Raw genomic sequence first — 11,254 nt, forward strand, 5'->3', positions numbered from 1 at the left:
ACTTTATCCTCTCCCGTCTGGCTGATTTCCTGAACGGTGTAGAAGCCGGAAAACATCCCGGCTTGAAGCTGCTCAGAAAGGTACTGATTATACCGGCGGTCAACGTTCTGGGAGTTAACCTGCGTTGCCGCACCTGGCCCTTTGATAAAAGCGACATGAACCGGATGTTTCCCGGCAATGTCAGCGGCGAGACCACCCAGCGGATCGCCCTGGCGGTTCTTGATGCGACAAAAAAAGCCGAATACCGGGTTGATTTGCATACCGCAGGTACGGATTTTGAAGAGCTGCCCCAGGTCCGGCTATACAGTCCCACTGATGCACAGCGGGAAGCAGCCTGTTTTTTCGGCCTGCAGGCGATCATGGAGCGCAGCATCTCACCGGTCTTCACCACCACCCTGATGCATGCCTGGCAGGTCTGGCCCGGTCAGAGCTTTCTGTTGCGGGTTGGTCAGGGCGGTACCGTCCAGCTTGGTCACTGCCAGCGGGTCTTCAGGGGGCTGGTTTCGCTTCTGGGCAGAGTCGGTATACTGGAAGGCGTTTCACTGGCTGATGGAGATGAAGAGCCGTGCCTGTTCAAGCAGGGAGGCTCAAAACGGCTCTACGCCAGCAAGGCCGGCACCTTTGTTTCAGACCGGCAGGTGGGGCGCTGGGTAAGTAAAGGACAGGAGCTGGGGTATATTTACGACAGTTTTGAAGGGAATATTATTGAAAAGGTAGTTGCACCGGATAGCGGGCTGCTAACCGGTATCCGCCGACATCCTCTACTGTTTGAGGGAGATCTGCTGCTGCGGATCAATCCGAAGCTATAATTACAGTTTTTCAGTCCCCAGAGACAAAACGGGCGCCCTGATTTTTCAGAGCGCCTGTTCTGCTTCACATACTATGTACGTTACTATGCTTGAGCGCTAAAGCTCCCCGGTTGACGAAGATTGGGGTTAGGATTTGAGTTGCCACCATTGTTATTGCTTGTGCTGCTTTGAGTGTCCTCAGGCTTGCTGTTGTTTGTACCACCGGTCATCTGCAGCGCCTGTTGCGAGATGGTCACCGTATCGGTCTGAGCGGCCTTGGCCGGTTTCTGGGCATCCTGACTACCTTGCTGGATTGCCCCTGCTTGTGTCTCTGTTGTCTTTGCAGACGGGTTAACATACGGGCTGTTGGTTGCTAAACTGTTGGGCGATATCTGACTGATTGACATGATAACCACCTCCTTCTTAAGCGGTTGTTGATACAGTTGGTTTGCTGCTACTCATACCTTGTGAACTTTGCAAACTCTGCTTGTCAGCGTATGAGATATTTAATGGTGTCGGAATAATCATTCGTAATATCTCACGATACAATGCCGGTGAACTCTCCTTCAGCAGCTTTAATTCTTCACTGTTTCCCATATAGGGCGGATAGCTCTTGGTTGCTGCCTTATATGGTTTTTTTTCTTCTGTCTCCGCTGCGACCTGCTGCTTTACAGCCTCTTGTTTAACCGCTTCCTGCTTGATTTCAGACTTTTGTTCGTGCTGCTGAATCAGGGCCTTGCTCATATCCAAAGCAGTACTTGATAGTGTTACAGAGTCCTGAGACGAAGCCTGGCTGTTGCTGCTCGTTGACGGTTTGGTGGTCGGTGTAGACGGAGTCGGCTGCGTAGAGGGGGCCTCGCTCTTGACAGGAACAGCGGGCAGATCAGGCATTGAAGGCGTTATGTTTGTGGTTACCGGGGTTACCATGGCACTCACCCACAGAATTCAGTACGTTCTTAGTTATTATCCTATGCTCTTTGCACCTGTAAATCAAGAGAGTTATTAACAAGATCAGAGCGTTTGAAGAGCCCCATACGCACAGCTTTTTTGCAGCAAATCAACAAACTGTATATTTCATCGGCAACTCGAGCTGGTGACAAGCTTGCACGACACGACGAATTGACTCGTTTTTTAGCAAAAACAGGCAATTGCGCTGTTGGCACGCCCAGTGCAAAGTCAGGTCACGGGCAGCAACGATGCCGCCTGTTGCGAGGTTACTATGGCAAAACCTGATTGGTACGATACTGACAATTGTGAGACCCATGATAAGGGGGCTCCTAAGTTCTGTAAAAAGTCTGAACCGGGTGAAGGGACTGAACGTTCCTGTGCCTATGATGGCGCCAGGGTGGTGCTGATGCCGGTGACCGATGCGATCCACCTGGTGCATGGCCCGATCGCCTGCGCCGGTAACTCCTGGGACAACCGGGGGGCACGTTCATCGGATTCACAGCTGTACCGTCGCGGCTTCACCACCGAGATGCTGGAAAATGACGTGATCTTTGGTGGCGAAAAGAAGCTGTACAAGGCGATTATTGATCTGGCTGGTCGCTACCCTGAAGCCAAGGGGATGTTCGTCTACGCCACCTGCGTCACCGCCATGACCGGTGATGATATTGAATCTGTCTGCACGGCAGCCCAGGAAAAAGTCAACATACCGCTGGTGCCGGTCAACACCCCCGGTTTCATCGGCGATAAAAATATCGGCAACCGTCTGGCTGGTGAAATCTTATTCAAAAAAGTTATCGGCACCGCAGAGCCACCACTGCTGGGTGAATATCCGATTAACCTGATCGGCGAATACAACATCGCCGGAGACCTGTGGGGCATGCTTCCGCTGTTTGACCGGCTGGGGATCCAGATCCTCTCCTGCTTCTCCGGTGATGCCAAGTTTGAGGAGCTGCGCTACGCCCACCGGGCCAAGCTGAACATCATCATCTGCTCCAAGAGCCTGACCAACCTGGCCAAGAAGATGCAGAAGACCTACGGCATGCCGTACCTGGAAGAATCGTTCTACGGCCTGACTGATATTGCCAAGGCGCTGCGTAACATTGCCATTGCACTGGACGATGCCGTTAACGGTCTTGAAAAGCGGATCATGCAGGATCGGGTTGAGCAGTTGCTGGAAGAAGAAGAGACAAAATGCCGCGAGCGGCTGGCCCCCTACCGGGCCCGACTGGAAGGCAAACGGGCAGTATTGTTCACTGGCGGGGTCAAGACCTGGTCCATGGTCAATGCCCTGCGGGAGCTGGGGGTTGAGATCCTGGCAGCTGGCACCCAGAACTCCACCCTGGAAGACTTTTACCGGATGAAGGCCTTGATGCACAAGGATGCCAAGATCATTGAGGACACCTCCACCGCCGGTCTGTTGGGAGTGATGAAAGAAAAGATGCCGGACCTGATTGTGGCCGGCGGCAAGACCAAGTTTCTGGCCTTAAAGACCAAGACTCCGTTCCTTGACATCAACCATGGCCGCTCCCACCCCTATGCTGGTTACGAGGGGATGGTTACCTTTGCGAAACAGCTTGATCTGACCGTTAACAACCCGATCTGGCCGCTACTGAACGCCCCTGAACCGTGGGAAGCCGACACAACAACTCTGGTGAACGCCGCCCGCAGCCATGCTGAAACCTATCTGACACAAGATCTGGCTGCATCGCGGGTGGCAGTGCCGAAAAAGGCTGCCACGGTTAACCCGCAGAAGAACTCGCCAGCCTTGGGCGCAACCCTGGCCTATCTGGGAATTGATCAGATGCTGGGCCTGCTGCACGGTGCCCAGGGCTGTTCAACGTTTATCCGACTGCAGCTCTCGCGGCACTTCAAGGAATCCATCGCCCTGAACGCCACCGCCATGAGCGAAGACAGCGCCATCTTTGGCGGTTGGGAAAACCTGAAAAAAGGGATTGGCCGGGTGATTGAGAAGTTTGGTCCCAAGGTGGTGGGGGTGATGACCTCCGGCCTGACCGAGACCATGGGGGATGATGTCCGCTCTGCCATCCACCAGTTCCGTGTAGAGCATCCAGAGCATGACCAGGTGCCGATTATCTGGGCCTCCACGCCGGATTACTGTGGCTCGCTGCAGGAAGGCTATGCCAACACGGTTGAGGCGATTCTGGCAACTCTGCCGGAGGCTGGCGAGACAATTCCTGATCAGGTCAATCTGATCCCCGGCGCCCAGCTGACCCCGGCGGATGTGGAAGAGTTGAAAGAGCTGATCGAATCATTCGGCCTGACCGTACTCTGTATCCCGGACATCGCCAATGCACTGGATGGACATATTGATGCCGATGTATCGCCCCTTTCCACCGGCGGCATCAGCGTTGAAAAGATCAAACAGGCTGGCCGCAGTAGCGCCACCCTCTATGTCGGTGACTCACTGGCCAAGGCAGCCAGCCAGCTGGAAGAACGGCTGGGCATCCCGGCTTACGGATTTACTTCTCTAACCGGCATGGCAGAGACCGACCGCTTCATGGCAGCCCTGGCAACCATCAGCGGCAGAGAGATACCGGAGAAACATCAACGCTGGAGATCACGTCTGGCTGATGCCATGGTGGACAGCCACTATCAGTTTGGCAACAAACAGGTGGCCATTGCCCTGGAAGCTGACCATTTGAAAGGGATGACCCGCTTTCTGGCAAGCATGGGGTGCCGGATACAGGCTGCCCTGGCAGCCACCCGCACTCGTGGCCTGGATAGCCTGCCCTGTGAGAACGTCTTTGTGGGGGATCTGGAAGATCTGGAAACCGCTGCAATTGGCGCAGACCTGCTGGTAGCCAACAGTAACGGCAGACAGGCAGCAGCCAAACTGAAGATCGGCGCCCATTTAAGAACTGGACTACCGGTATTTGACCGGCTGGGAGCGCACCAGAAGATGTGGGTTGGCTATCGCGGCACCCTGAATCTGGTCTTTGAAGTGGCGAACCTGTTCCAGGCCAATGCAAAAGAAGCTCAGAAGCTGGCGCATAACTAAAACTGAAGATTCGATCAGTGGCAGCAGAAAAGCCGCGTTACAGGCTAACGCGGCTTTTCTTGTGGCTATCCAATGACACTAATCCAGAGTGCCAACTCTTTTCATGTCGGCCCATCACCATTACTTACCCCGTACCAGTCAACCTTGCGGGTCAGATACATCACGGCTGCCAGCACCACAAACATGCCGACACTGCCGATCAGCAATGCATAATCCTCCTGCTGCAGGATGACATACAGGAAGCCATACAGAAAACTCATCAAGCCACCAATGGTCAGGGTTACCGGAACGGAGCGCAACACCGCCTTGGAATACAGACTGACCAACAAGGTTGAAGCGATGCCGGACACAAGATAAGCAACAGCGAAACTGCTGTGTTCTGAAACCGAAAGCAGCAGCACGTAGAAGAGACAGATGGCACAGCCGATCAGCAGGTACTGGATCGGGTGGACCCTGATTTTGTTGATGACCTCAGTAATAAAAAACGCGGTCAGGGTCAGAATTATAAACAGCACGGCATATTTTGCAGAACGCATGCTCTTCTGGTATTCATCCACCGGGTAAAACAGTTTGGTGCCAAAGGCAGATTCCAGCACCTTGTCATTACCGCCGCTCCATTGCTGCGGATAGCTGCGGTTCAGGTGCAGCACCTTCCAGGTTGCGTTGAAACCGTTGTCATTAATCACCCGCTCATCCGGCAGGAACGGGCCGATAAAGCTGGGGCTTTTCCAGCTAGAGGCAAGCTGAACCGTGGTGGTCTTGCCCAGTGGCAGGAACATGATCTGGCCGCTGCCGTTCAGGTTCAGGGATATCTGGAAACGGTACCGTTTTTTTGATGCGCTGACCGGCACCTTGCTGTTAATGCCGGATGTCATAATGGATTGCACACCAACCCCTGGATTGATCGGATACTGACCACCTTCCCAGACAAGCTGGCTATTTTCTTTCAGGCCGCGCAGGTCAGGCAACCCCACCGAGACAACCGCGCCATCCCAGATAATATCCCGTTCCGGTATGCCCAGTTCACCCAGGCCATCCGTGGTAAACTCCGCACCCACCTGCAATGCGGCATTGTAGACCACCACCTGATAAATACCGCGATAACGGGAATCCGGCTTGACCGTACCGTTTATCTGCAACTGCTCAGGCAGCAGATGGGCATACTCAATGACGGTAGAATGTTTACCCTTGTCATCGGTAACGTAGCTGCGATACGGGATGGTAAGCACCGGTCCGGCAATGGTCTGCTCCTTACCCCATTTACCACCCACATCAGCCACCACCTCTTTTCGGCGCATATCCCTTTCATGAATAATACCTTTCACCATCTCCACCGGCACCAGCAGTGCCAGAACCAGTCCGCCAATAACCAGTAACTTGGTCATTGCTGACTGCCCAAAACGTGTTAACCTGCTTCCTTCGCTCATAGCACACCTCCATCCAGGATTTGTCTTAGAATCGCACACCGGTTTGCAGTGCAAATGAGCATTTGCAGGAGATTTCAGGGAAAATTAATGCAGAATTTGTGCAGGGACACTTGCATCATAGCTCTGCGTTGGGTACCCTCAGGAAAATGCCGATAAAGGAGCTGGTTGTGGCGGATGGCAAACTGATACTCTTGGTTGATGATGACCCCAATATTCTCCAGGTGGCCGGGTTTGCCCTGCAGAAAAGCGGTTTCCAGATCATGACTGCACAGGACGGCAATGAGGCGCTGGCACGGTTTCGCGCTGACAAGCCGGATCTGGTGCTGCTTGATGTCATGATGCCGGAACGTGACGGCACTGACCTCTGCAGAATCATCCGCAAGGAATCTGAGACGCCGGTGATATTCCTCAGCTCCATGAGTGATGAAATTGACAAGGTTGTGGGGCTTGAGCTGGGAGCTGATGACTACATTACCAAACCGTTCAGCCCCAGAGAGCTGGTGGCCCGGATCAAGACCGTGCTCAGACGCAGTGCTGCTCAGAGCAAGCCAGAAACGCCCATTATGTCTGACGTATTGTGTCAATATGGTTACCTGAAGCTTGATTCAGAAAGGTTTCAGGTTTTTTGGGAAAGCCGGGAGATTGCACTGACAGCCACAGAATTTTGCCTGCTGAGAATACTACTCTCCGTTCCCGGCAAGGTATTCAACCGTTCTGAACTGGTGGAGCGGGCCTACGGTGGTGAAACCTTTGTCAGCGACCGTACCGTCGATAGCCATATCCGGCATATCCGGGACAAATTCAGACCGTTTGATGCAGACCCGATTGAGACCCTGCATGGTATCGGTTACAAGCTTTCAGACTGTGGACAAGGCACAGCCAGATGACCTTTCGTCCCAGACTGCGTACCCTGCTGCTGGTCATCAATCTGATCATCCTGCTGTTGCCGCTGGGTGGCATCACCATGCTACGCCTGTACGAAAACGAGCTGGTGCGTCAGACCGAATCGGAGCTGATCGGCCAGACCGTACTGCTCTCCTCCGCTTTCAAAGAAGCCTACCGCAAGAGTGCCTTCATCAAGAAAGAACGCCTGCAACTCCCTGCCACAGAGGACGAAGAAGAAACAGAAGCAGCCCCACAGCTGATTGACACAACCCTTGCCCCCATAGCGCCGATCCTTGATTTGGCACAAGCCGTCATTCTACCGCCAGCACCGGCTCCAACTCCGGCTTCCCAGCCGGGAGATCCTGCTGCTGTAGCAGCTGCCAGCACCCTCAAACCGCTCCTGGCAACTGCACGGAAAAACCTGCTGGCCGGCACACGGATTGTTGACTTCCGCGGTACCATTGTGGCCAGCAGCAGCACTGACGAAGGCCAGTCCTTGAGTGGCTGGAGCGAAGTGGCACGGGCACTGGCCGGTGAAACCACCAGTCAGTTACGCATCCGCAACTCCAAATGGTCAACACCTGCCCTGGGCTCAATCAGCCGCGGTGCACGCATCCGTATCTTTGTGGCCCATCCGGTAATCCTGGACAACCGCATTATCGGCGCAGTGGTCATGTCCCGCACACCGCTTGAGGTAACCAAAGCGCTGTATTTGATCCGCTTTCATCTTCTGAAAACAGGGCTTGCCATCGGCAGCGTTGCGCTGCTGATCACCCTTTTGCTGGCCTATTATCTGAACAGGCCGCTAAAACGCCTGATTCAGCAGGCAGAGCTGGCACAAACCGGACACACCTTTGCCGCGGCCACTGAATCAGCCGGTATCAGAGAGTTTGACCAGCTTTCAGCCGCCCTTACCCGTATGGCAGGCACCATTGAGGCCCGCTCAGGTTATATCCGCAGCTTTGCGGCAACCGTCTCCCATGAATTCAAGACGCCGTTGACCTCCTTACGGGGAGCAATGGAGTTATTGCAGGAACATTATGACGGGATGAGTCAGGAAGAGCGGGAACGTTTTCTTACGATCATCCAGCAGGAAACCGGACGGCTGGAACAGTTGGTGAGCAGACTGCTGGAACTGGCCCGGGCCGATGCCTGCACACCGGGCAATGAACAGGCGCCGCTGCAAGAAATCCTCACACAGACCATTGCACAGTATCAGAGCAGGGGATTACGCATCACCCTGCACGGCGAAACCGGCACCACAACCGCCTGCATCGCCCCGGATCTGCTTGCCAGCATCTTTGCCAACATCTTTGGTAACGCGCTGATGCACAACGGGCCGGACACCACAATCACGGTAACCTTACGCCGCATTCAGCGCAGTGATGCTCCTGATCTGGCTGAGCTGCTCTTTGTTGATAATGGCAAGGGAATTTCAGCGGCAAATGCAGACAAGATCTTTAAACCGTTCTTCACCACAGCCCGCCAACAGGGAGGTAGCGGACTGGGCCTGTCGATTATCAGATCACTGCTGGAGGCCCATGGCGGGTCGATTGAACTTCAGCCTGTTGACAAGGGGGCGGCCTTCAGGGTGCTGCTACCGCTCTGCAAGGGATGAACAGGCCGGGAGAACACCGTCGGTTTTGGGCCGGTCATGGTCTGAATGCGTGTTGGACAACTTTTCTTATTTCCGCATTTCTGCATTAAACAGGCGTCGGAGCTGCAAATTAATCACTGTCCTGGTACTGGTGGTCGGTTCAGAACATTAATCACATCCGCAGCGATGAAAATTCGGTCCCTTTTTCGTTCAGAGTGCGGCGCTACGATCCCCTTCTCTCGCATCATGTTCAAAGCGGCATTTGCAGTCGGAAACGAGGTATTAAACGCCTCCTGGATTGAGCGGACCGTTACCACCGGGTGAGCAATGAGGTATTCAGGGAGTCGGTGTGGCAGGGCGTCGCTCCTGACGTTGCTCGTGCGTATGAGCGCCTTCCACTGATCAAGAAGAGCGGTCAGACGTTCCGCAGTTTGTATTGTCTCCCGTGCGGCCACCTGCACTCCCTCGGCGAAGAACCGGACCCACGGCACCCACTCTCCACGCAACTGCACTGCGCTCAGAGTATCGTAATATTCTTGCTGGTTTTCTTTGAGGAACCCGGCCAGGTAAACCGGCGGATAGCCTTCAGCGAACAGCACGAGCGGTAACAGGAGCCTGCCTACACGGCCATTGCCGTCTATGAAGGGGTGGATCGTTTCGAATTGCGCGTGGATTATTGCCAAACGGATGACGATGGATATCTCGGTTTGGTCTTCCTCTGACGGAACATAGCGCAGCAACTCTTCCAGGTCTGCAATGCACTCCCCAAGATATTCATGGGGGGGCGGGACGAATTTCGCATCGTAGATGTTTCTATGGCCGCCGATCCAGTTTTGTCTTTGCCGGAATTGACCGGGCGCGTCCTTGTAATCGGCCCCCTCCATAAGGTGACGGTGGAGCATCTCGATCAGTGTGCGATCCAGGGCGGCGGCCCCTCTGGTTTTCACCTGTTGCAGGCCGTAGTGCAATGCCTTGACGTAGTTAAAGGTCACCACCACGTCACGTGGAAGTCCGTCGTTGCTGCCGGTCGCTTCATACTCGAGAACCTGATCAACATCCGAGGACGTTCCCTCGATCTGGCTGCTCCGGACGGCCTCCCGACGGTCGAGCGTCCTCGTGGCAAGGTTTGGATTGGGGAGACGGGAGGTTGCAGCCTGCATTGCTCCAAGCTCCTCGTGGGCCCTAACTACATCGCCGAAAACTTCTTTCAGTCCCAGTGTGCGGGGGGCAGGAGGGGGCACAAGCGCAGAGGCACCCGGATACTCCTTCAGGGGAACAAGCAGCTTTTGCCGGTCGGGGCTTAAATCTGAAGTTTTCATGGCCACAATCCTTTAATAAGGTTCTACGTTATTAAAGGATAATATATTTACCTTTAACAGACAAGCGAGTTATTAAAGGATCTACCCGTAAGCGGACAAGGCAAAAGGTTTTGTTAAGCCTGGTTGGGTATGGGTTTCTGTGACAAAGCATGGTTTTTCATGTTCAGTGTTCGTTCAACGGCTTGGCAGTTGACCCGCTAGCCCAATCTTTTCGGGCGGGCGGTGTCAAACTGCCTGGCTGGGAAATCATTGTTTTTAATAATTTGGAATTTGGAGCTTTGACCACTCTGTTGCATTCAGAAAAACGTAGTGAAGCCTATGGGAAAAAGGCTTCACTACGTTTTTATCAGTTAAAATGTCTCGCGTCACTGAACTCTCCGGGGGTTAAACAACTGATTTATTTCCTTGTTTTATCTTTTTTAGGAGAACTATTTTCTACCGGATGTGCTTTTGGCAGAGTTTCTCTCTCAAGTAAAAAACCAAATTGAGATGGCAGACCAGTAATCATATGAGCAACATGCCAACCCTCATCATACATATTTTTTAGAGTTTTACCCTTGCATATTCCACCATCCATCGTTGAGGTATCCCCAACAAGATACGAAAAGCAAATTGCAACCTCCCGCTGACCAGCAAACGCACTTGACGCCATTAAAACTAACAGAAATGCCGTTGCCACTACCTTTTTCATAAACTCCTCCTGATAAGTTATATTGATCCCTCTCGGTCTAATGATTTCCTTTAATCCATGTAATTTTCATTTTTGTCGTCCAACTCGTACTTGACCGGTTCACGCGCGCACGCGCGTGAACCGGTCATCCTCCCAAACGGAACATTTCTTCAGGAAATATTTTCACTCGCTTGACAAGCCCAAGCTGAAGAGCTTTTACCAGATCGCAGATAGTGATTTTCTTTCCGTTCTTTGCGTTCTCTTGCGGCAGAAAGCACTTAGTACCTTGAAAATCCCGCATGCCAAGCAGGATTTTCAAGGTACCTTCACAGCATCTTCCGCAGAAACTGGCCAGTCCAGGAGCGGGTTACTTTTGCCACCTGTTCCGGCGTACCAACGGCAACCAGTTCGCCACCCCGATCGCCCCCTTCTGGGCCAAGATCAACAATCCAGTCGGCAGTCTTGATTACATCCGGGTTATGCTCAATGATGACAATGGTATTACCGCTATCCACCAGGCGGTGTAGCACATCCAGCAGTTTGGCAATATCGGCAAAATGCAGACCGGTGGTCGGTTCATCCAGGATGTAAATGGTGCGGC

At 53.4% G+C, this 11,254-nt stretch carries 10 protein-coding genes and 1 pseudogene; 4 read left to right on the forward strand and 7 right to left on the reverse strand.

Going from position 1 to position 11,254, the window contains the following annotated elements:
* Positions 1-809 (forward strand): M14 family metallopeptidase (locus tag OEL57_RS09350; protein ID WP_300739927.1); only part of this gene is annotated, 809 nt, incomplete at its 5' end.
* 83 nt (positions 810-892) lie between these two features.
* Here the strand turns inward: OEL57_RS09350 and OEL57_RS09355 are convergent.
* A complete protein-coding gene (locus tag OEL57_RS09355; protein WP_300739929.1) occupies positions 893-1,195 on the reverse strand; it encodes a hypothetical protein in 303 nt (100 codons plus the stop codon).
* 16 nt (positions 1,196-1,211) lie between these two features.
* On the reverse strand, positions 1,212-1,679 hold the full coding sequence (locus OEL57_RS09360; RefSeq protein WP_300739931.1) for a hypothetical protein: 468 nt from the start codon (positions 1,677-1,679) through the stop codon (positions 1,212-1,214).
* Between the two features lie 328 nt (positions 1,680-2,007).
* Between OEL57_RS09360 and OEL57_RS09365 the strand changes: the two genes are divergently transcribed.
* Positions 2,008-4,755, forward strand: coding sequence for a bifunctional nitrogenase iron-molybdenum cofactor biosynthesis protein NifEN (locus OEL57_RS09365; protein ID WP_300739933.1), 2,748 nt, complete (start codon positions 2,008-2,010; stop codon positions 4,753-4,755).
* A gap of 101 nt (positions 4,756-4,856) precedes the next feature.
* On the opposite strand, the gene creD is transcribed toward OEL57_RS09365, so the two are convergent.
* Complete coding sequence (gene creD / locus OEL57_RS09370) at positions 4,857-6,182, reverse strand: cell envelope integrity protein CreD (RefSeq protein ID WP_300739937.1); 1,326 nt, start codon at positions 6,180-6,182, stop codon at positions 4,857-4,859.
* Between the two features lie 146 nt (positions 6,183-6,328).
* Between creD and OEL57_RS09375 the strand changes: the two genes are divergently transcribed.
* Together OEL57_RS09375 and OEL57_RS09380 are read left to right on the forward strand one after the other, a co-directional pair.
* Positions 6,329-7,069, forward strand: coding sequence for a response regulator transcription factor (locus OEL57_RS09375; protein ID WP_300739942.1), 741 nt, complete (start codon positions 6,329-6,331; stop codon positions 7,067-7,069).
* On the forward strand, positions 7,066-8,685 hold the full coding sequence (locus OEL57_RS09380; RefSeq protein ID WP_300739944.1) for a sensor histidine kinase: 1,620 nt from the start codon (positions 7,066-7,068) through the stop codon (positions 8,683-8,685). The genes OEL57_RS09375 and OEL57_RS09380 overlap by 4 nt, the downstream gene beginning before the upstream one ends.
* Positions 8,686-8,798: 113 nt before the next feature.
* Here OEL57_RS09380 and OEL57_RS09385 read toward each other — a convergent pair whose 3' ends face one another.
* The 4 genes and pseudogenes from OEL57_RS09385 to OEL57_RS09400 all read right to left on the reverse strand — a co-directional run.
* Positions 8,799-9,983, reverse strand: coding sequence for a Fic family protein (locus OEL57_RS09385; RefSeq protein WP_300739946.1), 1,185 nt, complete (start codon positions 9,981-9,983; stop codon positions 8,799-8,801).
* Between the two features lie 397 nt (positions 9,984-10,380).
* On the reverse strand, positions 10,381-10,674 hold the full coding sequence (locus OEL57_RS09390) for a hypothetical protein (RefSeq protein WP_300739948.1): 294 nt from the start codon (positions 10,672-10,674) through the stop codon (positions 10,381-10,383).
* Between the two features lie 124 nt (positions 10,675-10,798).
* Positions 10,799-10,972 (reverse strand): hypothetical protein, encoded by a 174-nt coding sequence (locus OEL57_RS09395; RefSeq protein WP_300739950.1) that lies wholly within the window; start codon positions 10,970-10,972, stop codon positions 10,799-10,801.
* Positions 10,973-10,979: 7 nt separating this feature from the next.
* Positions 10,980-11,254, reverse strand: a pseudogene (locus OEL57_RS09400) (hypothetical protein); the annotation flags it as partial.

Origin of the sequence: Trichlorobacter sp. (assembly GCF_030247655.1) — a bacterium.
Classification (GTDB): Bacteria; Desulfobacterota; Desulfuromonadia; order Geobacterales; family Pseudopelobacteraceae; genus Trichlorobacter.

Coding starts and splice junctions, on each gene's coding strand:
- OEL57_RS09375 (WP_300739942.1), top strand. CDS start 6,329: ATGCCGATAAAGGAGCTGGTTGTGGCGGATGGCAAACTGATACTCTTG.
- OEL57_RS09365 (WP_300739933.1), top strand. CDS start 2,008: ATGGCAAAACCTGATTGGTACGATACTGACAATTGTGAGACCCATGAT.
- OEL57_RS09380 (WP_300739944.1), top strand. CDS start 7,066: ATGACCTTTCGTCCCAGACTGCGTACCCTGCTGCTGGTCATCAATCTG.
- OEL57_RS09385 (WP_300739946.1), bottom strand. CDS start 9,983: ATGAAAACTTCAGATTTAAGCCCCGACCGGCAAAAGCTGCTTGTTCCC.
- OEL57_RS09390 (WP_300739948.1), bottom strand. CDS start 10,674: ATGAAAAAGGTAGTGGCAACGGCATTTCTGTTAGTTTTAATGGCGTCA.
- OEL57_RS09360 (WP_300739931.1), bottom strand. CDS start 1,679: ATGCCTGATCTGCCCGCTGTTCCTGTCAAGAGCGAGGCCCCCTCTACG.
- OEL57_RS09355 (WP_300739929.1), bottom strand. CDS start 1,195: ATGTCAATCAGTCAGATATCGCCCAACAGTTTAGCAACCAACAGCCCG.
- creD (WP_300739937.1), bottom strand. CDS start 6,182: ATGAGCGAAGGAAGCAGGTTAACACGTTTTGGGCAGTCAGCAATGACC.